Consider the following 24,568-nt stretch of genomic DNA (forward strand, 5'->3'; position numbering starts at 1 on the left):
ACACAACCAAAACTTATGCCGTACAATGTGGGCATTCATCGCCATATTGATGTAGTACAACGACTTGGAAGACAGCATGACGACTCCAGATAATCGTCCAGTAATCTTAACTGGCGACCGTCCAACCGGACAATTACACTTAGGCCACTTTGTGGGCTCATTACGTTCACGCGTAGGTTTACAAGATTCACATCATCAGCACCTCTTATTGGCTGATGCGCAAGCTTTAACAGATAATGCCGACAACTTTGAAAAAGTGCGTCGCAATATTATTGAAGTAGCCACTGACTATTTAGCGGTAGGCATTGACCCAAAAAAAACGACCATTTGCGTACAGTCGTGCCTGCCAGCACTCAATGAACTGACCATGTTGTATCTTAACTTTGTCACTGTGTCACGTTTAGAGCGCAACCCAACCATTAAGTCTGAAATTCAGATGCGTGGTTTTGAACGTGATATCCCCGCAGGTTTTTTATGCTACCCAGTAGCACAGGCTGCTGATATCACAGCATTTAAAGCAACAGTTGTTCCTGTTGGTGAAGATCAAATTCCTATGATCGAGCAAACCAACGAAGTGGTACGTCGCTTAAATCGTCAAGTGGGTCGTGAATTACTGCCTGAATGTAAAGCTTTACTTTCAAATGTCGGTCGTTTACCGGGCTTTGATGGTAAAGCAAAAATGTCAAAATCTTTAGGCAATACCATTGTGTTAGATGCCACAGATAAAGACATCAAAAAAGCAGTCAATGCCATGTACACAGATCCAAACCACTTACGTATTGAAGATCCAGGTCAAGTCGAAGGTAACGTAGTATTTACCTACCTTGATGCTTTTGATCCAAACAAAGAAGAAGTTGAGGAACTTAAAGCACATTATCGCCGTGGTGGTTTAGGTGATGGCGTCGTGAAAAAACGTCTTGAAGGGGTACTTAAAGAATTATTAGGTCCAATTCGTGAGCGTCGTATCGAATTGGCCAAAGATCCTGATTACATTATGGATGTACTTAAACACGGTACAGATAAATGCCGTGACATTACGCAACAAACTTTAGATGAAGTAAAAACAGCACTTGGTGTGTTCCGCTTCTAATTCTATTTAAAAATAAAGCCCTTCCACTTGGAGGGGCTTTTTTATGCCATGGCTTTATGTAAGTTTAACTTCACAATTGGCCCGATTTATTCACATTGTGCTGTAGATTTTAACGTAATCTGACACTTTATTACCTGAATACTGCTGAACTTACAGGTATGAAGGCTTACTATAACCCTATAGCGAACAGGTTAACGAAGATTCTCCTCTGTGACCTTTAAGTTACCCCTGAACCTGTTGACTCAACAGATTCGTTTTTCTGCGTAATGAATACCCCAATCATTACGCATTTTTTTTGCCTGAAAATTGCCTCTAACGAGGCAATCTAGAGCTGGAGTATTTAGGTCAAAGCAATCGCAGGGTCCACCAGACCTTTATCTCTTAATACAGAGAGCATGGTTGAGCCTAGTTCTGCAGGGCTACGGGTATAGGCCATGCCCGCACGTTCAAAAGCCGCAAACTTTTCTTCTGCTGTACCTTTACCACCTGAAATAATGGCGCCTGCATGTCCCATACGTTTGCCTTTAGGCGCAGTCACACCTGCAATATAACCCACTACAGGTTTCGTCACGTTCGATTGAATATATTCAGCGGCCTCTTCTTCTGCCGTACCACCAATTTCACCAATCATAATAATCGCTTCAGTTTGCGGATCATCTTCAAATAGCTTTAAGCAATCAATCTGATTCATGCCCGGAATTGGATCACCACCAATACCAATACAGGTCGATTGGCCTAGTCCAAGCTTAGTGGTTTGAGAAACTGCTTCGTAGGTTAATGTACCTGAACGCGAGATAATGCCAATTTTGCCCTTTTGATGAATATGTCCTGGCATAATGCCAATTTTACATTCACCTGGGGTAATAATGCCGGGACAGTTTGGGCCAATTAAACGTGCATTGTTACCATAAGTTTCTAGATAACGTTTGGCTTTAAGCATATCTAACGTCGGAACCCCTTCAGTGATGACCACAATCAGCTCTAAACCAGCATCAATTGACTCAATAATAGAGTCGAGTACGAACGGTGCAGGGACATAAATAGAAGTGGCGTTGGCGCCAGTTTCTTGTACTGCCTCACGAACGGTATTGAACACAGGACGCTCTAAATGACGTTGCCCACCTTTGCCGGGAGTGACACCACCCACTACTTTAGTGCCATAAGCAATCGATTGTTCTGAATGAAAAGTACCATTTTTACCAGTAAAGCCTTGCACCAACACTTGGGTATTTTTATTGACCAGTACGCTCACGATTATTCTCCTTATGCTTGTACCGCAGCGACAACTTTTTCTGCTGCATCGGCTAGACCTTGGGCTGAAATCAGTTTTAAACCTGATTCATCTAACAATTTGGCGCCTAATTCGGCATTATTGCCTTCTAAACGTACCACTACAGGAATCGTCACATCCACTTCACGTACTGCTGCAATAATCGCTTCGGCAATCATGTCACAACGAACAATGCCACCAAAAATATTAATCAGTACAGCTTGCACAGAGGTATCTGCCAAAATAATTTTAAAGGCTTCAATCACGCGCTCTTTCGTCGCTCCGCCCCCCACATCGAGGAAATTGGCTGGTTGACCACCATATAATTTAATAATGTCCATGGTCGCCATAGCAAGGCCTGCACCATTGACCATACAACCAATATTACCCTCTAAAGCCACATAGTTAAGGTCATGTTCTGAGGCACGTAATTCACGCTCATTTTCTTGCGATTTATCACGTAGTGCAGCAATTTCTGGCAAACGGTATAAAGCATTGGAATCAATGCCAATTTTGGCATCAACGCATAAAATTTGTCCGTTTTCACGAATCGATAATGGATTAATTTCAAATAAAGCAAAATCGTTGTCAACAAAAGCTTGATATGCGCCAGTCATGATGGTGACGAACTGGTTGATCTGTTCATTTTTAAGTTTTAAAGCAAAGGCAACTTCACGCGCCTGAAATGGTTGTAGCCCCACCAATGGATCGACTTCAACTTTAACAATTTTTTCTGGGCTTTCTTCAGCGACTTTTTCAATTTCCACGCCACCTTCAGTAGAGGCCATAAAAGTCACACGGCGGCTAGAACGATCCACCACTGCACCTAAATATAGTTCGCGCTCAACAGGATAAACATCTTCACACACTAAGATTTGATGAACAGGTTGTCCCAAACTATCGGTTTGATAGGTCACTAAACGCGTACCCAATAAATTCTTGGCATAGTCAGCAGCTTCATCAGCTGATTTCACCACTTTGACACCACCTGCTTTGCCACGCCCACCGGCATGCACTTGGGCTTTCATCACCGCAAACTTGCCGCCTAGTTGTTTAAACGCCTCGCGCGCTGCTTGTTCAGTTTCTACGACAATACCTTCCTGAACTGGCATACCATATTTTTTTAATAGCGTTTTAGCTTGATACTCGTGTAAGTTCATGCAACAACCTTTGATTTATTGATCTTATATTTTGGCTTTATAGGGCAAACATCCGTCGAACTGTCTATAAAGCATTTTTTGCAGTCTTATTTTTAGATGATAAATCATCCAAACACAACCTTTTGGCATAAAAAAAGAGCAGCGGATGCTGCTCTCTTGGCATAATCTTAAAAAAGATTATTTACGTTTACGCTGAATCGCATGAATCGCACGGCCATCTACCGCTAAAGCTGCTTCATGCACAACTTCAGAGAATGTTGGATGACCAAATGTCATCAACTGAAGATCTTCAACAGATGATACAAATTCAAGCGCAATCATACCTTGGTGAACGATATCAGACGCAGCAGGTCCAATCACGTGCATACCAAGTAAACGATCTGTTTTCGCATCAGCAACAAACTTCACGAAACCAGCATTTTCGCCAGCCGCCATAGCACGACCGTTGGCAGCAAAACCGAATTGACCCGTCTTCACTTCGTGGCCTTTCTCGATGGCTTGCTGTTCTGTTAAACCTACCCACGCCGCTTCTGGGTGTGTGTAAATTACAGAAATAATGGTGTCGTAGTTGACTTGTGCAGCATGACCGTGAATACGTTCAACTGCCATGACGCCTTCTTCCATTGCTTTATGCGCAAGCATTGGACCACGAACTAAGTCACCAATTGCGTATACGCCGTCTACAGACGTTGCACACCAATCGTTGACTTCAACCAAACCACGTTCAGTGAGTTTAATACCACAATCTTCAGCCAATAAGCCTTCAGCATAAGCACGACGACCCACACAAACGATCAATTTGTCGAAAGTTTGAGTTTTGTCTTCGCCGCCTTGTGTATATTTCACAGTCACTTCACGGCCGTTGATTTCTGTACCAGCAACTTTAGCGCCAACACGGATATCAAGACCTTGCTTGCCAAGTACTTTTTGGTAGTCTTTTGCCAATGCTTTATCAGCCATTGGTAAGAATGCATCCATTGCTTCAAATACAACAACTTCTGCACCCAAACGACGCCATACTGAACCAAGTTCAAGACCAATTACGCCCGCACCAATTACGCCTAAACGCTTAGGTACTTCTTGGAATTCAAGTGCGCCAGTTGAATCAACAATGATGTCTTGATCAACAGGAGCAACTGGAATATTTACAGGCACAGAACCTGTCGCAAGAATCACGTACTTAGGCTCTAAAATTTGAGTTTCGCCTTCGTGCGATACAAACTCAACTTTTTTACCCGCAAGTAACTTACCTGTACCTTTTAACCATTCGATACCGTTACCTTTTAATAGGCCATCGATACCTTTAGTCAATTGGTTCACGATTTTATCTTTGCGCGCAAGAAGCTTAGTCAAATCAAACTTCACTTCACCCGTCGTGATCCCGTGGTCATCTAAGTGATGCACTGTATCTTCATAACGGTGAGAAGAATCAAGCAATGCTTTAGATGGGATACAACCCACGTTTAAGCATGTACCACCTAAGGATGGCTCGCCTTTATGAATACGTTTTTCGATACACGCAACTTTGAAACCAAGTTGTGCAGCACGAATTGCAGCTTCGTAGCCACCTGGGCCACCACCGATTACAACTAAATCGAATTGTTGAGACATTATTCTCTCCAAAAATGGGCTTAGAGGATCACTCTAAGCCCATGGATTTATTCTTTAAAATTAAAGGTCAAGGATTAGACGAGCTGGTTCTTCTAACAATTCTTTGATTGTTACTAAGAAACCTACCGCTTCTTTACCATCGATTAAACGGTGGTCATAAGAAAGTGCTAAATACATCATTGGTAAGATTTCTACTTGACCATTTACTGCCATTGGGCGCTCTTGGATTTTATGCATACCCAAAATCGCTGTTTGTGGTGTGTTCAAGATTGGTGTAGACAGAAGTGAACCGAAAGTACCACCATTAGTAATGGTAAATGTACCGCCAGTCATATCTTCGATACCTAATTTACCGTCACGCGCTTTACCAGCATATGCACGAATACCATTTTCAACTTCAGCATAGTTCATACGGTCTGTATCACGTAATACAGGCACTACTAAGCCACGCTCAGAAGATACAGCAACACCGATGTCATAGTAACCGTGATATACGATGTCGTCGCCATCAATTGATGCATTTACCGCTGGGTAGCGTTTAAGTGCTTCAGTTGCCGCTTTAACAAAGAATGACATGAAGCCTAAACGTGCACCATGGCGTTTTTCAAATGCGTCTTTGTATTGGTTACGCATTTCCATGATTGGTTTCATGTTCACTTCGTTAAACGTCGTTAACATTGCAGTTTCTTGCGTAGCCGCAAGTAAACGTTCAGCAACACGCTTACGAAGACGTGTCATTGGAACACGTTTTTCGATACGCTCACCTACAGCAACGCTTAAAGGTTGAGCAGCAGGAGCCGCTGGTTTCGCTTGATGGTTAGCAACGTCTTCTTTAGTAATACGACCGCCACGGCCAGTGCCTGCAACGTCAGCAGCATTTACGCCAGTTTCAGTTAAGGCTTTACGTACAGCAGGTGCTTGGTCTTGAACTTGCGCACGTTCAACGATTGGCGCATTACCTGCTTCAGTATTCGCTGCAGCTTGTTCAACTTTCTCTTCAGATTGAACTGCTTGAGTTTGTGCAGCGCCAGATACCGCGCCTTCTTCAAACTGAGCAATCACTTCAGATGAAAGTACTGTGTCACCTTCATTTTTAATGATTTGTGCAATCGTACCGTCGGCAGGAGCCACAACTTCTAATACAACTTTATCTGTTTCAATGTCACAGATCACTTCATCACGTGATACTGCTTCACCTGGTTGTTTGTGCCAAGTTGCGATTGTGCCGTCTGCAACTGATTCTGGGAATACAGGTGCTTTAATTTCGGTTGCCATGATTTTAGAATCTCCTGATTATTCTACGATCGCTAAAGCTTCATTTACGAGCTGAGCTTGTTGTTTTGCATGTAAGTATGGTGAACCACATGCCGGTGCAGCAGAAGCTTCACGGCCTGCGTAACTTAACTTGATTTGTTTACCTGAAGTCATTAAGCCTTCATATAAACGCGGTGCAATGAATAACCAAGCACCTTGGTTTTTCGGCTCTTCTTGTGCCCAAACAAGTTCCGTAACATTTGGATATTGAGCAAGAACTTCCGCTAAACGCGCTTCTGGGTACGGATATAATTGTTCAATACGGACAATCGCAGTATTGTTCAATTCTTTTTCACGACGTTTTTCCAGTAAATCGTAGTAAACCTTACCACCACACAATACAACGCGTGTTACGTCAGCTTTGTTGATGTTGTCGATTTCGTCGATCACAGTTTGGAAAGTACCCGTTGCAAGCTCATCAAGATTAGATGTTGCTAACTTGTGACGAAGTAAAGACTTCGGTGAAGTTACGATGAGTGGCTTACGAATTGGACGGATCGCTTGACGACGTAATGCATGGAAAATCTGCGCTGGTGTCGTTGGTGTGATCACTTGCATGTTGTCTTCAGCACATAGCTGTAAGAAACGTTCTAAACGTGCAGATGAATGCTCTGGACCTTGACCTTCAAAGCCGTGTGGAAGAAGCATGGTTAAACCACACACACGTTCCCATTTGGTTTCGCCAGATGAGATGAATTGGTCAATTACAACCTGCGCACAGTTTGCGAAGTCACCAAATTGCGCTTCCCAAATGATTAAACCGTGAGGAATAGTCGTTGCATAACCATATTCGAATGCAAGTACAGCCATTTCAGAAAGAAGTGAGTCGTACAATGCAAAACGTGGTTGATTTTCTTTCACATGGCAAAGTGGAATGTAAGTTTCGCCATCCACTTGGTTATGAAGTTTCGCGTGACGGTGTGAGAATGTACCACGACCCACGTCTTCACCTGTAATACGAACCAAGTAACCTTCATCAAGTAATGTTGCGTAAGCTAAAGTTTCCGCAGCACCCCAGTTTAAAGGCATTTCGCCAGTTTGCATTTTCAGACGGTCGTCAATCACTTTTGACACCTGACGTTGCATCACGAAACCTTCTGGAAGTTTACGCATGCCTTCGCCAAGCTCTTTTAAACGCTCAACTGGGAAAGTAGTATCCCAAACGTCTGTGTAGTCATGACCCAAGTAAGGTGTCCAATCTACAAACATTTTTTTGTTTGGTTCTAATACCAATGCATTGGCAACGTGCTTACCAGCTTCTAAATCAGAACGGTAGTCTTCAACCATTTGGTCTGCTGCAGCACGATCAAGAACACCTTCTTGAACAAGCTTATCTGCATATAAAGTACGTGTTGTGGTCTTTTTGTTGATCACTTGGTACATTAATGGCTGAGTTGCAGCAGGTTCATCGGCTTCGTTATGACCACGACGACGGTAACAGAACATGTCAATCACAACGTCTTTGCGGAAGGTATGACGGAAATCATGCGCAAGTTGTGCAACAAACAATACCGCTTCAGGATCATCACCGTTCACATGGAAGATCGGTGCTTGGATCATTTTCGCGATATCAGTACAGTATTCTGTAGAACGCGCATCACGTGGATCAGAAGTTGTGAAACCAACTTGGTTGTTCACTACAATGTGAACTGTACCACCTACCGTATAACCACGCGTTTGTGACATTTGGAAGGTTTCTTGGTTGACACCTTGACCTGCAAATGCAGCATCACCGTGAACGATGATTGGTAATACATCATCACCGCCAATGTCTTTACGACGTACTTGGCGCGCACGTACCGAACCTTCAACTACAGGTCCAACGATTTCTAAGTGCGACGGGTTAAACGCAAGTGCTAAGTGAACTTCGCCACCTGCAGTCATCACGTTAGATGAGAAACCTTGGTGGTATTTAACGTCACCAGAACCTTTCTTATGCAGTGATTTACCTTCGAACTCACCAAAAAGATCTGCTGGGTTTTTACCCATGATGTTTACAAGAAGGTTTAAACGGCCGCGGTGAGGCATACCGATCACAACTTCTTTACAACCTACAGAACCTGCACGTTGAATTACGGCATCCACCATAGGAATGAAAGATTCACCACCTTCCACACCAAAGCGTTTTGCACCAACGAATTTATTACCTAGATATTTTTCTAAGCCTTCAGCTGCAGTTAAACGCTCTAAAACGTGTTTTTTCTCATCTGCAGTAAAGCTAAATTGACCACGTGCACTTTCAAGACGTTGTTGAATCCAACGTTTCTCTTTGGTGTCAACAATGTGCATGTATTCAGTACCTACTGTTGCACAGTAAGTTGCTTCTAATGCAGCAATGATTTCAGCAAGGGTTGCTTCTTCTTTACCAATCGCAAGATTACCTGTGTTAAACACAGTATCAAGGTCAGATTTGGTTAAACCGTGTGCGTCTAATTCTAAATCAAACGCTTGTTCACGTTTTGCAAGACCTAGTGGATCAAGTTTGGCTTTTTGGTGACCGCGGTTACGGTAAGCAGCAATAAGTTGCAGAACGCCAATTTGACGACGCTCATGCTCAGAACTCACTGCGCTTTGAACCACAGGCTGTACACGGCTTGAATTGCGACCTAAAAGTAGGAATTGCTCACGTACATTGCTATGTGGTTGATCACCTTTAGGGAATTTATCGAAGTAAGCGCGCCAGTCAGCACCAACTGAATCTGGTGACGCTAAATAATGTTCGTAAAGTTCTTCAATATACGCTGCACTGTCAGCGGAAAGTTCAGTGTCAAGACGCAGAGCGTCAGCAACTTCTTGCATTTGTGGACCCATTTCCTATTGCAAAAACATTTCAGGATGCTTATTCAGCAAACCCATGATTGATAATGTCAAATTGGTGGCATGACATTAGTCCCCATTGGACATCAGCCATGAGGCGTTATCACTACGTTACAATAACGTAAATAATGAATCATAACGCCCCTCAGCGGCATCATCACTCATCACATACCCGGCAAAACCGAGCAATTTTTTGCAAATCGACTTAGCAAAATAAACCTGCTTGAGTTTACTTGGCTAAGGCGGTTTCTACAGTGTATTTATACGCCATTTTAACAGTTTAACTGTAGAAAAAATGTATGTATCCAACACCAATTTTCTATATGTAACAGCCTTTTAATCCTAACATGAAGCTGATTTTGGATTAATTTTTTTCAGCTATAGCCAGCATCAAGCTACTAAATAGTCAGTATATTGTAACGTATGCGATCGAATCTGAGGTAAACATTCGATGTAGACCAAAGTCCAAAGACTAGATAACAAAAAAGAGCATCTTGTTCCAATCTGCCCTTTGCCATTACCGTTACCGTTACCGTTACCGTTACCGTTACCGTTATATGATAACATTTTAATGCCGTCTGTGTAGCACGAGCGAACGCTTTGTAGCCTCAAATAAACAAATTCCTTAACCGGATTGCGAGTCAGCGCAAAAAATAAACAATATCCTATTTTGAGCTCCATATTTGTCTTAGTCTTGAATAAGTTAAATGGATCAAAAATAATGATACTGTTATACAGCATTTAGATATAAAAAAAGCACACCTTTTGGTGTGCTTTTTTTTGACGTGGCAGAATTAACCTGCGTTGTCTAACAACATGCTACGGATGTGACCGATGGCCTTCGTTGGGTTTAGACCCTTAGGACATACAGACACACAGTTCATGATGCCTTTACAACGGAATAAAGAGAATGGGTCGTCAAGACGAGCCAAACGCTCTTGCGTTGCTGTATCACGCGAATCGATGATGAAACGGTATGCATTTAACAATGCTGAAGGACCCAAGAATTTGTCTGGGTTCCACCAGAATGATGGGCATGATGTTGAACAACATGCACACAGAATACATTCGTATAGACCATCTAAGTGTTCACGCTCTTCAGGAGACTGTAAACGCTCTTTCGGTGGTGCAGGTTGGTTGTTGATCAGGAACGGATGGATCTTGTTGTACTGATCGTAGAACTGATTCATATCTACCACCAAGTCTTTAATTACTGGAAGACCTGGTAATGGACGAATGGTAATCACTTCTGGTAAGTCGTTTAGGTTCCAAAGACACGCTAAACCATTTTTACCGTTAATGTTTACACCATCAGAACCACAAATACCTTCACGGCACGAACGACGGAACGTTAATGATTCGTCTTGTACTTTTAAAGCTAAAAGCGCATCAAGCAACATACGGTGCTTATCAGTCAACTCTAGTTTAAACGTTTGCATGTACGGTGCTTTATCCTTATCAGGATCGTAGCGGTAGATATTAAATGTACGAGTACCTCTACTCATCTCAACTCTCCTAATTAGAATGTACGTGGTTTCGGTGGAATAGCATCCACTGATAATGGACGGTAACGTACTGGTTTGTACTCAAGACGGTTGTCTGCAGAGAACCATAATGTATGCTTCATCCACTCATCATCACGACGGCCGTAAGGATAAGATGGGTGATCTGGTGGTAACTCGAAGTCTACAACCGTATGCGCACCACGACATTCTTTACGAGCAGCCGCAGAAATAAGCGTCGCTTTAGCAACTTCGTATAAGTTTTCCACTTCTAGCGCTTCAATACGTGCAGTGTTGAAGACTTTAGATTTGTCTTTTAAGTGGATATTACGAACACGTGGCTCAATCGCAAGAATTTCTTTTACGCCTTTTTCAAGAAGTTCTGATGTACGGAATACGCCAGCGTGGTCTTGAACGATGTCACGAATCGCATCCGCAACGTCTTGTGCATTTTCACCTGTTGTAGATTCATCTAATTTACGAATACGTGCAACAGTTTGCTCAAGCACAGTGGTAGGAAGTGGCGCATACTCATCACCGTGGTGTTTAGTCACGTAGTCAATGATGTGTTCACCCGCAGCTTTACCAAATACCACTAAGTCAAGCAGAGAGTTGGTACCTAAACGGTTTGCACCGTGTACAGATACACATGAACATTCACCAATTGCATAGAAGCCTTTCACTGGTTTAGTGAAGTTACGACCTTCTGCATTGGTAGAGTAAACATCTTTATCTTTGTCGTAGTGTGCAACTAACGCTTCAGTTTCACGAGTTTCAGGTACAACCACTTGACCATGAATATTCGTTGGAATACCACCCATTTGGTAATGGATTGTTGGTACTACAGGAATTGGTTCTTTAGTGATGTCAACGTTTGCGAACTTCTTACCAATCTCAAATACAGATGGAAGACGTTTCATGATCGTATCCGCACCCAAGTGCGTCATATCAAGTAAGATGTAATCGCCTTTAGGACCACAACCACGGCCTTCTTTAATCTCTTGGTCCATAGAACGTGATACGAAGTCACGTGGTGCCAAGTCTTTTAAAGTTGGTGCATAACGTTCCATGAACGGTTCGCCGTCTTTGTTACGAAGGATAGCACCTTCACCACGACAACCTTCAGTCAACAATACGCCGGCGCCCGCAACACCTGTTGGGTGGAATTGCCAGAATTCCATATCTTGTAATGGAATACCCGCACGAGCTGCCATACCAAGACCGTCACCAGTGTTGATATATGCGTTTGTAGATGCACGGTAAACACGGCCCGCACCACCTGTAGCAAACAATGTTGCTTTCGCTTGGAATACTGCAATTTTACCTGTTTCTTGGTCAATTGCGGTTACGCCGAGTACGTCGCCTGCTTCGTTACGAATAAGGTCAAGTGCAATCCATTCTACGAAGAATTGCGTACCCATTTTCACGTTGCCTTGGTAAAGCGTATGAAGAAGCGCGTGACCTGTACGGTCGGCAGCAGCACATGCACGTGGCACTGCTTTTTCACCGTAGTTTGCTGAGTGACCACCAAACGGACGTTGGTAAATCGTACCGTCAGCGTTACGGTCAAATGGCATACCTAAGTGTTCAAGCTCATAAACCACTTGTGGCGCTTCGCGAGTCATAAACTCGATTGCGTCTTGGTCACCTAACCAGTCCGAACCTTTTACAGTGTCGTAGAAGTGGTAGTGCCAGTTATCTTCTTGCATGTTACCAAGAGATGCACCAATACCGCCCTGCGCTGCTACAGTGTGTGAACGTGTTGGGAATACTTTCGTTAGTACCGCAACTTTTAAACCTGCTTGAGCAAGTTGGTAAGATGCGCGCATACCAGAACCACCACCACCAACGATGACTGCATCGAAAGTTTGGTGTGGAATATTTGTGTAATCTTCTTTAGGGGTTATAGCGCCCATGATTGTTTCCTATCAATTCGCCCAAAAAATCTGGATTGCCCAAATTGCATATGCAAATACAGCAATGATTACCGCCGAAGTTAATACGAGGCGTAAACCATTTGCTACAGGACCCATTGCGCGAGTTGTCACGTAATCCGTGAACACTTGCCACATACCAATCCAAGCATGTGCAACTAAAGATAAGACGGCCAATAAAGACATAATCTTCATTGGTGTGGTCATCATAAAGCCATACCATTGATCAAAGCTGAAATCACCATTACATAGGATCCAACCAAATACCACAACTGTGTAAACCGCTAAAACGACAGCACTTACACGTTGCAGAAACCAATCACGAGAACCTGAACCTGTTAAACCAGTAGCACTTTTCATTAGAGTACGATCCATACAAATGACGCAACGATACCGATTGCAGACAAGATTAATGCGATAGTAGCTGCTGTGCGACCGCTTTGCAGTTCTTCTGCAATACCTTGGTCAGCAAGTAAATGCTTAATACCTGCAATGAAGTGGTAAATTAAGCCGGCTACAAATACCCATACGATAAAGCGCACGACAAAACCAGACATGATGTCTTGAACTTGCGCAAAACCTTCAGGAGAAGACAATGACTTGTCTAAAATCCATAAAAGTACCGGAACGAGTAAAAATACGATGACACCAGAAAGACGGTGTAGAATTGATGCAATAGCCACAGGGGATTTTAAGTTTACGTCTAAAACTTGACCCATGGACAAATTGACAGGTCTGTTGCTTTTCACAGCGGGCATCCTGTAAGTAAAAACTCCATCCGGAGTTTGTTGGAATTAATTCGAAGGAAAGCTGGCATTTTTAGGCATTTATCATAAGTGCCTAAACTTAAAACGACATCGAATTATAAAACGTCGACTATTAAAATACAAACAGTGCTACTCGGGTTTTAACCAAAAAAACCTTAAATAAGAATCATTAACAAAGATATAAATAGTTAAAACCAATATGAATTAACTATAAATTACGCTATATCATTGGTTTTGCAGCACTATCGCATTTTTTTATTAATCGTTTTTGCCTTTAGCATATTAAAATTACATTTAGACTAAAGATAGAGAAATCTTTTAAATCACTCCCCTCTTCATTATAAATTTAAGCCTAAAGCTTCGCCAAGCTTTTATTTTTTAGCAAAATATTGGTCATTTATTTAAAAAACAGATGATCAATATCATCAAATTAAATAGAGACTTATCTAATTTTACATAAAAAAAAGTAGCACAGTTTTAGATTAAAAGTTATACATCAGCCTACTCAAGTACAGCATTTAGTGTGTTTTTTAGGCAAATTTTAAATATTGATCAGCTACTTTTTAGCCAAACGATTCATTTCTTGGTATTGGCTTAGTGCTTTTTATGATTAGAAAAAGTGATGCATATTAGTGAATACATTCAACCTAAGTTATGAAAACTCTACTATTTTAGTGCACTATTGCTGAAATATATGCTGGGATAGCTAGAGCTTTTGCCAATTAAAAATCGTCCAAATTTAAGCCATTAGACTTAATTTTTTCTGCACAAGGCGTGTTTTTGACTTATTATATCGCGTCGGTGTAAATCGCCTGTTTTGTCATATGCATAATTTTTGACTCTATCAAGCATGAGATGTCATTTTTTTATCCATAAGTATAATTGACAAAACTTGCACACCCTCTAATCTTATAGCAATTTTTTGACCGGTCTGATTCAACTATTAATTAAAAATGTTTATGAGTCAGATCTAATATTCACCAGGACAGGAGATCAATTGAATGTCTGAAGTAACTGGCAAGAAAGCCGTATTACAGCTTGATGGCAAAGAAATTGAATTACCGATTTACAGCGGCACTTTAGGCCCTGACGTAATCGACGTTAAAGATGTATTGGCTGCAGGTCATTTTACTTTTGATCCTGGTTTTGTCTCTACAGCTGCTTGTGAGTCTAAAATCACGTTCATTGATGGTGGTAAAGGTATTCTTTTACACCGTGGTTACCCAATTGACCAATTGGCAACTAAAGCTGACTACTTAGAAACTTGCTACTTACTTTTAAATGGTGAGCTTCCAACTGCTGAAGAAAAAGCTGCATTCGATGCTAAAGTTCGCAACCATACAATGGTTCATGATCAAGTCGGTCGCTTCTTCAACGGTTTCCGTCGTGACGCGCATCCTATGGCGGTTATGTGTGGTGTTGTAGGCGCGCTTTCTGCGTTCTATCACAACGGTTTTGACGTTGAAAACGTTGATCACCGTGAAATCACTGCAATCCGTTTAATCGCAAAAGTACCGACTCTAGCGGCTTGGACGTACAAGTACACAATCGGTCAACCGTTTGTTTATCCACGTAACGACTTAAGCTATGCGGAAAACTTCTTGTACATGATGTTTGCAACACCTGCAGATCGTGACTACAAAGTTGATCCTATTCTTGCAAAAGCAATGGACCGTATCTTCACGCTTCATGCTGACCACGAACAAAACGCGTCTACATCGACTGTACGTCTTGCTGGTTCTACTGGTGCGAACCCATATGCATGTATCGCAGCGGGTATTGCAGCACTTTGGGGCCCTGCTCACGGCGGCGCGAACGAAGCTGTTCTTAAGATGCTTGATGAAATCGGCACTGTAGAAAACGTTGCTCCGTTCATGGAAAAAGTGAAAACTAAAGAAGTTAAACTGATGGGCTTCGGTCACCGAGTTTACAAAAACTTCGATCCACGTGCGAAAGTAATGAAAGAGACTTGTGACGAAGTGTTAACTGCACTTGGTATCAATGATCCACAACTTGCACTTGCAATGGAACTTGAACGTATTGCGTTATCTGACGAATACTTCATCAAGCGTAACTTATACCCTAACGTAGACTTCTACTCAGGTATCATCTTAAAAGCGATTGGTATCCCAACAGAAATGTTTACGGTAATCTTCGCGCTTGCACGTACAGTTGGTTGGATCAGCCACTGGTTAGAAATGCACAGCGGTCCTTACAAGATCGGTCGTCCTCGTCAGCTTTACACTGGCGAAACGCAACGCGATATCCAAGGTCGTTAATTCTTTAAGAATTAAAGATTTTGAAAAACCGCCCCTTCGGGCGGTTTTTTTATGCCAACTTTGCTCGTGTTAAAAAAGGAATACAGGCTTCATAAGCACTGCATTCTTGACCTTTGGCACGTCTTAAAAAATAGTCTTGTACCATTTGCGCTTGTTGTTCAATGCCGTATTTAAAAAATGCTTTGCCTTCTTGCAACACATAACTGTATTTACGATTAAATAGGGCGCGCAACAATACGCGCATCCCTTGTTGGACTTGCCAGACATGGGTTAATTCATGAATTAACCAGCTTTGCTGGCTTATAGATTGTATTGAGAAATCCTCACACCAATTGGCAATATTAAAATAAATCTTACCATTGGGACTTACTCCATAATCTTTGAGCACCAAACGATGGGCAACAATTTCTACTGTTTCTAAATTTAAGCTGTCGCCAAAGACCGACTGTGCCAAACACTTTTCGCCCTGAGTTAATGCTCTACGCTTGATAATAAACCACTGCCCAAATCCGGTTTTGCCCTTGGCTTGCGCCATATTGCACCTACATATTATTAAACCTGACTAACAAGGCGTATTATGCAAAGAAAGACAGGCTTTTTTGGATGTATCGGGCTTTTTTTTACGATTTCATTACGCAGTGTGCAGCAATTCGTATATAGTAGAACCCGCAAATTACTTATTTTAAGACTTTATTTTGCTGTTCAACACTTCTACATAATCTTGGACTTATAGCAATAACAAACTCAAGTTATGTACATATCCTGATAGGTATAGGATTTTATTGGAATGAAAAATTTTAACATTGCCCTTGCACAGTTCTCTCCGCATATTGGCAATATCGAAGCCAATACTCAAAAAATGCTGGAACAAATCAATGCTGCGAAACAACAAAAAGCTGATTTAATTGTTTTTCCTGAGTTAGCAATCATTGGTTATTCTGCAGAAGATTTATTATTACGTCCAAGCCTAAGCAAACGTACTGAGCAAGCTTTTGCTGCATTAAGTGAAGTCAAAGACATTGTCTTGGTGTTTGGTTTTGTCCATCAAGCTGAAGATGGTCAACGCTATAACTCAGCAGCTGTCATGAAAGATGGTCAAGTGCTTGGCATTTACAACAAACAAAACTTACCTAACTACAGCGTGTTTGATGAAAAACGTTATTTTAACGAAGGTCATCAACACCTCGTATTTGAATATTTAGGTCATAAGTTTGGTGTGCTGATTTGTGAAGACGTTTGGGCTTTACCAACCGTGCAACAAGTGGCACAGCTTAATGTTGAAACGGTATTGGTACTCAATGCTTCACCTTATGAAGTGGGTAAACCACAGCACCGTGTGCTGACCATGCAGGAGCTGGCTAAGCAATTACAGCTTAACTTGGTTTACGTAAACCAAGTCGGTGGCCAAGATGACATTATCTTTGATGGTACCAGCTTCTTAATTAACAAAGATGGCTCAGTTGCACTACAAGCAGCCACCTACCAAGAACAGCTGTATATCGCTGAATACGACGCCGATCAACAACGCTATAAGCAAGCTGAGATTGTCCCAGCGCTTGATACCATGGCTGAGATTTACCAAGGCCTGGTCATGGCAACTCGTGACTATGTACAGCGTTCAGGCTTCCCTGGTGTGATCTTAGGCTTATCTGGTGGCATTGATTCAGCCTTAACACTTGCGATTGCTGTAGACGCCATTGGTGCCGATAAAGTTCAAGCCGTGATGATGCCATATACGTATACTGCACAAATCAGTGTAGAAGATGCTGCAGCACAAGCCAAAACTATGGGTGTAACCTTTGGTATTGCCGAAATCAATCCAATTGTGAATAGCTTTATGCAAACGCTATTCCCATTCTTTGGTGAAGCCAAAGCTGATACCACAGAAGAGAACTTACAAGCACGTTCTCGTGGTACCTTATTAATGGCACTGTCTAATAAGTTTGGTAATTTGGTGCTGTCTACAGGCAATAAATCTGAGCTATCTGTGGGTTATTGCACTCTATATGGCGATATGGTTGGTGGTTATGCAGTACTCAAAGACGTGTATAAAACCATTGTATTTGAATTGGCGAAATACCGTAACAGCATTGCAGATACACCTGTGATTCCTGAACGTGTGATTACCCGTCCACCTTCAGCAGAACTCAGCCCAGATCAAAAAGATCAGGATTCTTTACCGCCATATGACATCCTCGATGCAATTCTTTACGCCTATATTGAAGAAGATATGAGCCAAGAAGATATCATTGCCAAAGGCTTTGAGCGTGAAGTGGTTGAGAAAGTGATTCGACTGACTGACCGTAGCGAATATAAACGTCGCCAAGGTGCAATTGGTCCACGTATTTCATCGCGTGCTTATAGCCGTGAACGTCGTTATCCAATCGTGAATGGTTGGAAGCCCGGCATCTAAACTGAAGCCTTAATAAAAATCGTCAACATCGCCTGCTTATAGAAGCAGGCGATTTTTTTATAGATGGGGGTTAAACTCAAATATAGCTTAATCATGCATGAAACAGCTGCTCACCGAGTGATGATCGCCATTCATAAAGGCTCAATATTTTTTAGACAAAAAAAGAGACCAAGCTGAGAGCTTGGTCTTTAAAATGGTGGCTATGACGAGACTTGAACTTGTGACCCCCGCATTATGAGTGCGGTGCTCTAACCAACTGAGCTACATAGCCGTAAACTGTGCGCGTATTATGTAAATATTTTACACTCAGGTCAAGGCATTTTATTTACGAATGTTCACAGTTTAAACAAATAACGTAACTTTGTTATTTTTTTGCGCAAAATCCAGCAAAACATGCTATTTCAAGTAAATAATCTAATAAAACTTGGGTTTACATCATGATGAAATTTCTTATCTTAAACAGCATCTGTTTAATTTTACTCACGGGCTGCCAATTCGTTTCGCCGATTGTGACTGACTATAATGGGGTACGAATGGATGTAGCGCGTTATATTAATCATTCATGGCGCTTTAGCTTAAAAGAACGTGAAATATTAGTGGCCTATGCCAAGCAACAGCAAAAGATTACTGCTTGGCAGCGTTTGACTGTACCAGAACAACAACAGTTGGTAGAACAACGTTTAGTAGGACGTCATTGTGCAGCACAGAAGATCAATCCTAAAAAACTCGACTTAGTTGACCAACAAATATTTGCTAACAGCGATCTACAAGCAAAGCTTCAAGCCATGTATGCGCTACAACAAAATGTGAATATTCAGCTTGATCAAGTTCAATGCAGTGAAAAATTCTAGACAAAAAAAAGACCACATTAGTGAATGTGGTCTTGAAAATGGTGGCTATGACGAGACTTGAACTTGTGACCCCCGCATTATGAGTGCGGTGCTCTAACCAACTGAGCTACATAGCCGTAAACTGTGCGCGTATTATGTACCTAATTAAAATATCCGTCAAGTACTTTTTTCACAATTTTGTAAAAAATTTTTGAAGTGAGCCGATAAGCCGGGTTCTGTCGTGAACGATCATTCCTCTAGGCGCACAATCACTCATGCGCTCAAGCGACCTACCCGAATCCAGCATGGGCCATGCCTAATGGATTCCTATTTGGTCTTGCTTCCGGTGGGGTTTACCTCGCCATGAACTGTTACCAGCCATGCGGTGCGCTCTTACCGCACCCTTTCACCCTTACCTTCGATTCTAATTGCTTAGAAACATATTGAAGGCGGTCTTCTCTCTGCTGCACTTGCCGTCGGTTTACACCGCCCAGGCGTTACCTGGCACCTTGCCCTATGAAGCCCGGACTTTCCTCCCCTGCTTCAATCACGGAGATTTCCACAGCAGCGATCGTCTGGCTCACTTCGAGCGGCATTCTAACAAACTTTGCAATTAATTGCTTGCGCTTTTTTGAGCAGTTAGTCGTTTATATTTATCCATGAGCTCGTCAGGGCTTTCCACATGCTGAGGATCAAGCGGAATACAGTCGACTGGACAGAATAATTGACACTGCGGTTTGTCATGATGCCCAACACATTCGGTACATAGGTCAGGGTGAATCTCATAGATCACTTCACCCATAAAAATCGCCTCATTAGGACAGACAGGCTCACACACGTCGCAATTAATGCATTCATCGGTAATATATAGGGACACTCTACCAACCTTGTTGTAGCTTGCGTTTAAAGGCGTCAACCACCACTGGCGGTACAAACTTAGTCACATCACCTTGTAAACGCGCAATTTCACGCACCAACGTAGAAGAAATAAATGAATATTGCTCCGACGGGGTTAAAAACACTGCTTCAAATTTAGCATCCAACTGACGGTTCATATTGGCCAATTGAAATTCATATTCAAAATCAGAAACAGCACGTAAACCACGTAGTACCGCAGTTGCCTGTTGCTCACGGAAAAAATTCACCAGTAAACCATCAAAACCAACAAATTCTACGTTAGATAAATGACTTAAAGATGCCTGTGCTAAGGCCACCCGTTCGTCCAAAGTAAAGACTGGGTTTTTATGATGACCGATGGCAATCGCCACCACAACTTCATCAAACATTTTGGCCGCACGTGTCACAAGATCGATATGCCCATTGGTAATCGGATCAAATGTGCCTGGGTAAATCACGCGAGTTTTAGACATCCATTGTACTCTAGTTTATTTTGTTCGAGCCTTATTCTAGCAAAAAGCGGCTTTTTTAGTGAACCAAAAGTTAAACTGGGTAAATTTTTTCAAACATTTATGAATTGTCAGCATGGCGCGCTTGGGGCACAATAGTCTTTAAGTTGGGAAGTGTCTTATTATGGCAAAAGTATCGGTAGTGAAAAAAAATAATGGCGGGACCATTGCACAGAATAAACGTGCACGTCACGACTATTTTATTGAAGAAAAATTTGAAGCAGGTTTATCGTTACAAGGTTGGGAAGTCAAATCGTTACGTGCTGGCCGTATGACCTTAAGCGAAAGCTATGTCACCTTTAAAAATGGTGAAGCGTATTTGTTTGGTGCACAGATTCAGCCTTTATTGTCTGCATCGACGCATGTCGTGCCAGAAGCAACACGTACACGTAAACTGCTGCTGAGCCGTCGTGAACTGGACAAATTATTGGGTGCTGTCAATCAAAAAGGTTATTCTTGTGTACCTTTGGCCTGTTATTGGAAAGGCCCTTTAGCCAAGTTAGAAATTGCTTTGGTCAAAGGTAAGCAATTACATGACAAACGTGCCACGGAAAAAGACCGTGATTGGCAACGTGATAAAGCCCGCATTATGCATAAATAATAAAAAACCTCCATTTTGGAGGTTTTTTTGGTTTTAAACTCATCAAAAGCTTAAGCTTTAGAAGCTAAACGCGCCAAGGTTAAAGCAATATATTCACCAAACCAAATCGCGGTGTCTAAATCGCCTTGCGGTGGCGTCACTTCAACCGGTGCATTATCGGATTGGGTCATTAAACCTAAGCAGCTGGATAGGCGGTTGAGATCAGTGTCACTCGAACCAGTTGCCATTAAAGGCAAACCACACCACAGCATGCCATGTTGCATGGCAAATAAATTAATTTGCTGTAGTACCATGAGTTTATCGCCACTTAAGCCACCTGAATTAGTAAAGCCTGCCGCCAACTTGCCTTGCCAACTCCGTTTTTGCCAACGTTTCGATGAACCATCCATAAAGGCTTTAAACGCAGCAGGTGCACTGCCCATATAGGTTGGGCAACCAAAAATAATGGCATCGGCTGCATCTAAGGCATCCCAATCTAAATGCTCAATTGACATATTAACGACACGAATACCCGTTTCTACAGCCCCTTTAGCAATATAAGTGGCCACTTTAGCGGTATGTCCATAAGGACTGTGATAGACAATTGCGAGCGATTTATTAGATAAAGACATAGTCATCAATGCAGATCATTTTAGTCAAGTTTAGCAGTTTTTAGCCATAAACACGAATGTTGCCATACGTCCAGTTTTGGCTTCACGGCGATAAGAAAAATATTCATCCGCCTGACGATAGCTACATTGATCACCGCCATAAACCTGAGTTACGCCATGCTCGGCTAAGATATAACGCGCAATGGCATATAAATCGGCATAAAATTTATCTGCTTGTTTACCATGCATAAATGCTATTTCTAAAGCTGGATATTTATCGCAAAATGCGGCTTTTACTTCTGCACCAATTTCAAAATTGGCTTGACTAATCGCAGCACCTAGCCATGCCCAGGTCGGTTGAGTGTGCATAGCAGCAATGGTATTTTCGATAATGCCATGGGCTAAACCTTTCCAACCGGCATGTAAATTGGCGACTTCTGTACCCTCCGCATTACCTAATACCACAGGTAAGCAATCGGCGGTCATCATCATTAAGGCATGACCTTGAGTGTTGGTGACTAAAGCATCACCCTCTTGTGCCACTAATGTGGCTTGCTCTTCAACCCGATGACACAGCACGCTATGGGTTTGATTCATCCATGTAACTTTATTGACACCAAAGGCATTAAGCTCATTGAGTAATTGCATACGGTGTTGTTGCACACGCTTGGCATCATCACCCACATGTAGCGCCAAGTTAAAACCATTTAGGCTTGGATTGTCTGTCGGTACAACAGCGTCATGCGCAATGCGCGTTTGTGCTACATAAACGCCCTGAGGCAAACCAGAAACAAATTGCATGCTGTTTGTCCTTAAAATAAAAATGGCTATATTGCTATAGCCATGTTGAGATTAATATGCCTTGTTTTCGCTACGTAATACTTCAATTAAAGCATTAAAGTCTTCTGGCCATGGGGCTTCAAACATCATCTCTTCACCTGTACGTGGATGCACTAGGCCCAGTTTTACCGCATGCAAAGCTTGGCGTCTAAAACCACGTAAAGTGGCATTGAGTAATTCTGATGCACCTGCTGGTACACGCACTCGTGGCATATATACTTGATCACCGACTAAACCAAAACCGATATAGCTAAAGTGCACACGGATCTGATGCGTACGACCAGTTTCTAAACGCGCTTGCACACGGGTAAAGTGTTGGAAGCGTTCTTTCACGTTATAGTGCGTCACCGCATCTTTACCGCCCGGTAATACGGTCATTTTGACCCGATCTACTGGATGGCGTTTAATTGGCTCATCGACTGTACCACCTGCAATCATATTGCCGTACACAATCAGATCATAAACACGATAGACCGATTTTTTAGCCAATTGCTTGGTTAAGGCAAATTGCGCTTCTAAGTTTTTCGCCACCACCAATAAACCTGAGGTGTCTTTATCAATACGATGGACTAAACCAGCACGGGTGAGTTCCGCTGATTTTGGATAATGATGCAACAAAGCATTCACTAAAGTGCCTGAACTATTGCCTGCCCCTGGATGTACCACCATACCGACAGGCTTATTGACGACTAAAATATCGTCATCTTCATAGATGATATCCAGTGGAATATCTTCAGGTAGGCTGCGTGTTTGCGCCTCTAGCTCAACATCAAGGCTTAAAACTTCTGTGCCTTCACATTTGTATTTCGGTTTAACCACTTGGCCATTGACCAATAAATGGCCTTCTTTGAGCCACTGTTTCAGTTTTTCGCGGGAGAAATCGTTCCAAACTAAAGCCGCTACTTGGTCAATACGTTGACCTAGATAGCTTTCATCTAATTGAACTTGCAACGTTAAACGTGTTGCAGTTGTTTCTGAAGTATGGTTATCTGCATCCTCTGAATCTTCAAGCAAATTGAAATCAGTTTCAGGGATATTAGAATCGGAAGATTGTACTTGGGTCATTTGCTCATTCAGACAAAAGTGATTTAATGGTGCAATTGTAGCTTATTGCCCGTATTAACAGAGGAATTTTTATGTCGCTGCCACGTTATAAAATTACAATGCTTGCGCTTACGCTTGGCGCTGCATCTGCAATCGTGGGTTGTAGCAGTAATCCAAAAAAACAAGTGGTCGATACTGGGCCACAATCGAGTGAACAAGTTTATATTCAAAAAGCCGAAAAAGCACTGGAACGCGGTCAATATGTCGAAGCTGCAAAAAATTTAGAAGCGATTGATACATATTTCCCCACAGGTGATTATGCCACCCAAGCCCAGCTTGAGTTGATGTATGTCAAATTCCAACAAAAAGACTATGAAGGTGTTGTGGCTCTTTCAGAGCGTTTCATCCGCAGCAACCCTGAACACCCGCAAGCAGAGTATGCCTACTATGTGCGTGGTGTGGCCAATATGGAACAAAACTATCACTCGATGTTGCGTTATACCTCACTTAAACAAGCACACCGTGATGTGAGCTATTTAAAAGTGGCGTATCAAAATTTTGTTGATTTTATCCGTCGTTATCCATCAAGCACTTATGCAGTCGATGCAGCGCAGCGTATGCAATTTATTGGTCAAGAGTTGGCTGAAGCTGAGATGAATGCGGCACGTTTTAACTTAAAACGTAAAGCATGGGTGGCAGCACTTGAACGCAGTCAATGGGTAGTCGAGCACTATCCAAAAACCCCACAAATTCCAGAAGCTTTAGCTACTATTGCCTATAGCTATGAAAAATTAGGTGATCAAGCTTCGGCACAGCAATATATTGATGTGTTAAAGCTCAATTACCCACATTTGGTCAAAGCCAATGGTGAAGTCAATTTACGTGCCGCACGTTCTGAAGAAAGCTTCTTGAATCGTGCCACTTTAGGTATTTTTGGCCGTGAAGCTAAAACCAATTTAGATCAAGACCCAGCAACGCTAGAGACACCAAAACGCAGCTTAAGCAATCGATTAAGCTTTGGTTTACTCGATCGTCCAAGCCAAGACTAATCTTAAGGTTCGCATTTTTGTTGAGGGCAAGTTATTATACTTGCCCTTTTC

Annotated in this window: 21 protein-coding genes, 2 tRNA genes and 1 other RNA gene; 6 read left to right on the forward strand and 18 right to left on the reverse strand. The window is 42.2% G+C overall.

The genetic code is table 11. The features are described 5' to 3' along the window. Positions 1-76 precede the first annotated feature (76 nt). Positions 77-1,090, forward strand: coding sequence for a tryptophan--tRNA ligase (gene trpS, locus AC5YCI_RS04625; protein WP_496128147.1), 1,014 nt, complete (start codon positions 77-79; stop codon positions 1,088-1,090). A 340-nt stretch (positions 1,091-1,430) separates the two neighbouring features. Here trpS and sucD read toward each other — a convergent pair whose 3' ends face one another. From sucD to sdhC, 9 genes are all read right to left on the reverse strand, one after another. After that, on the reverse strand, positions 1,431-2,342 hold the full coding sequence (gene sucD / locus AC5YCI_RS04630) for a succinate--CoA ligase subunit alpha (protein WP_496128146.1): 912 nt from the start codon (positions 2,340-2,342) through the stop codon (positions 1,431-1,433). A gap of 11 nt (positions 2,343-2,353) precedes the next feature. Next, positions 2,354-3,520, reverse strand: a complete 1,167-nt coding sequence (sucC, locus tag AC5YCI_RS04635; protein WP_496128145.1) for an ADP-forming succinate--CoA ligase subunit beta — start codon at positions 3,518-3,520, stop codon at positions 2,354-2,356. A 177-nt stretch (positions 3,521-3,697) separates the two neighbouring features. After that, positions 3,698-5,131 carry a dihydrolipoyl dehydrogenase gene (gene lpdA, locus AC5YCI_RS04640; RefSeq protein ID WP_496128144.1) on the reverse strand — a complete coding sequence of 478 codons (1,434 nt, stop codon included), beginning with the start codon at positions 5,129-5,131 and terminating at the stop codon, positions 3,698-3,700. A 60-nt stretch (positions 5,132-5,191) separates the two neighbouring features. Beyond that, entirely contained in the window at positions 5,192-6,406 is a 1,215-nt protein-coding gene (odhB, locus tag AC5YCI_RS04645) for a 2-oxoglutarate dehydrogenase complex dihydrolipoyllysine-residue succinyltransferase (RefSeq protein WP_496128143.1), read from the reverse strand. A gap of 18 nt (positions 6,407-6,424) precedes the next feature. After that, the gene (locus tag AC5YCI_RS04650; RefSeq protein ID WP_496128525.1) at positions 6,425-9,244 is read right to left on the reverse strand and encodes a 2-oxoglutarate dehydrogenase E1 component; all 2,820 of its coding nucleotides are present in this window, start codon (positions 9,242-9,244) and stop codon (positions 6,425-6,427) included. Between the two features lie 812 nt (positions 9,245-10,056). Next, positions 10,057-10,767 (reverse strand): succinate dehydrogenase iron-sulfur subunit, encoded by a 711-nt coding sequence (locus AC5YCI_RS04655; protein ID WP_496128142.1) that lies wholly within the window; start codon positions 10,765-10,767, stop codon positions 10,057-10,059. Positions 10,768-10,781: 14 nt separating this feature from the next. Next, positions 10,782-12,680, reverse strand: a complete 1,899-nt coding sequence (locus AC5YCI_RS04660; protein ID WP_496128141.1) for an FAD-binding protein — start codon at positions 12,678-12,680, stop codon at positions 10,782-10,784. Positions 12,681-12,692: 12 nt separating this feature from the next. After that, positions 12,693-13,058, reverse strand: coding sequence for a succinate dehydrogenase, hydrophobic membrane anchor protein (sdhD, locus tag AC5YCI_RS04665; RefSeq protein WP_496128140.1), 366 nt, complete (start codon positions 13,056-13,058; stop codon positions 12,693-12,695). Next, positions 13,058-13,456: a succinate dehydrogenase, cytochrome b556 subunit gene (sdhC, locus tag AC5YCI_RS04670; RefSeq protein ID WP_122902215.1), complete on the reverse strand. Its 399-nt coding sequence runs from the start codon at positions 13,454-13,456 to the stop codon at positions 13,058-13,060. Before sdhC ends, sdhD begins: the two co-directional genes overlap by 1 nt. A gap of 1,010 nt (positions 13,457-14,466) precedes the next feature. Between sdhC and gltA the strand changes: the two genes are divergently transcribed. Then, complete coding sequence (gltA, locus tag AC5YCI_RS04675; RefSeq protein WP_496128139.1) at positions 14,467-15,744, forward strand: citrate synthase; 1,278 nt, start codon at positions 14,467-14,469, stop codon at positions 15,742-15,744. 49 nt (positions 15,745-15,793) lie between these two features. On the opposite strand, the gene AC5YCI_RS04680 is transcribed toward gltA, so the two are convergent. Next, entirely contained in the window at positions 15,794-16,279 is a 486-nt protein-coding gene (locus AC5YCI_RS04680) for a type IV secretion protein Rhs (RefSeq protein ID WP_496128138.1), read from the reverse strand. Between the two features lie 252 nt (positions 16,280-16,531). Here AC5YCI_RS04680 and AC5YCI_RS04685 point away from each other — a divergent pair, with 252 nt between their 5' ends. Next, a complete protein-coding gene (locus AC5YCI_RS04685; RefSeq protein WP_496128137.1) occupies positions 16,532-18,157 on the forward strand; it encodes an NAD+ synthase in 1,626 nt (541 codons plus the stop codon). Between the two features lie 194 nt (positions 18,158-18,351). On the opposite strand, the gene AC5YCI_RS04690 is transcribed toward AC5YCI_RS04685, so the two are convergent. Then, positions 18,352-18,428: transfer RNA gene (locus AC5YCI_RS04690), tRNA-Met, on the reverse strand. A gap of 166 nt (positions 18,429-18,594) precedes the next feature. Here AC5YCI_RS04690 and AC5YCI_RS04695 point away from each other — a divergent pair. Further along, positions 18,595-19,008: a hypothetical protein gene (locus AC5YCI_RS04695; RefSeq protein WP_496128136.1), complete on the forward strand. Its 414-nt coding sequence runs from the start codon at positions 18,595-18,597 to the stop codon at positions 19,006-19,008. Between the two features lie 39 nt (positions 19,009-19,047). Here AC5YCI_RS04695 and AC5YCI_RS04700 read toward each other — a convergent pair. The 4 genes from AC5YCI_RS04700 to coaD all read right to left on the reverse strand — a co-directional run bounded on the left by AC5YCI_RS04700 (position 19,048) and on the right by coaD (position 20,357). After that, a tRNA-Met gene (locus tag AC5YCI_RS04700) sits at positions 19,048-19,124 on the reverse strand. Positions 19,125-19,196: 72 nt separating this feature from the next. Beyond that, positions 19,197-19,574: RNase P RNA component class A (gene rnpB, locus AC5YCI_RS04705), an RNA gene on the reverse strand. 26 nt (positions 19,575-19,600) lie between these two features. Then, positions 19,601-19,864: a YfhL family 4Fe-4S dicluster ferredoxin gene (locus AC5YCI_RS04710; protein ID WP_496128135.1), complete on the reverse strand. Its 264-nt coding sequence runs from the start codon at positions 19,862-19,864 to the stop codon at positions 19,601-19,603. 1 nt (position 19,865) lies between these two features. Beyond that, positions 19,866-20,357, reverse strand: coding sequence for a pantetheine-phosphate adenylyltransferase (gene coaD / locus AC5YCI_RS04715; protein WP_496128134.1), 492 nt, complete (start codon positions 20,355-20,357; stop codon positions 19,866-19,868). 160 nt (positions 20,358-20,517) lie between these two features. On the opposite strand from coaD, the gene smpB reads away from it, so the two are divergent. Then, on the forward strand, positions 20,518-20,994 hold the full coding sequence (smpB, locus tag AC5YCI_RS04720; RefSeq protein ID WP_122901633.1) for an SsrA-binding protein SmpB: 477 nt from the start codon (positions 20,518-20,520) through the stop codon (positions 20,992-20,994). A gap of 50 nt (positions 20,995-21,044) precedes the next feature. Here the strand turns inward: smpB and AC5YCI_RS04725 are convergent, their stop codons facing one another. The 3 genes from AC5YCI_RS04725 to rluD are packed head-to-tail and all read right to left on the reverse strand — an operon-like array spanning position 21,045 to position 23,489. Further along, positions 21,045-21,605, reverse strand: coding sequence for a flavodoxin family protein (locus AC5YCI_RS04725; RefSeq protein WP_496128524.1), 561 nt, complete (start codon positions 21,603-21,605; stop codon positions 21,045-21,047). Positions 21,606-21,635: 30 nt separating this feature from the next. Next, positions 21,636-22,385 (reverse strand): peptidoglycan editing factor PgeF, encoded by a 750-nt coding sequence (gene pgeF, locus AC5YCI_RS04730; RefSeq protein ID WP_496128133.1) that lies wholly within the window; start codon positions 22,383-22,385, stop codon positions 21,636-21,638. A 51-nt stretch (positions 22,386-22,436) separates the two neighbouring features. Further along, entirely contained in the window at positions 22,437-23,489 is a 1,053-nt protein-coding gene (gene rluD / locus AC5YCI_RS04735; RefSeq protein ID WP_496128132.1) for a 23S rRNA pseudouridine(1911/1915/1917) synthase RluD, read from the reverse strand. 71 nt (positions 23,490-23,560) lie between these two features. On the opposite strand from rluD, the gene AC5YCI_RS04740 reads away from it, so the two are divergent. Beyond that, a complete protein-coding gene (locus AC5YCI_RS04740) occupies positions 23,561-24,517 on the forward strand; it encodes an outer membrane protein assembly factor BamD (protein WP_496128131.1) in 957 nt (318 codons plus the stop codon). Positions 24,518-24,568 lie beyond the last annotated feature (51 nt).

The organism is Acinetobacter sp. CY17 (assembly GCF_059515825.1).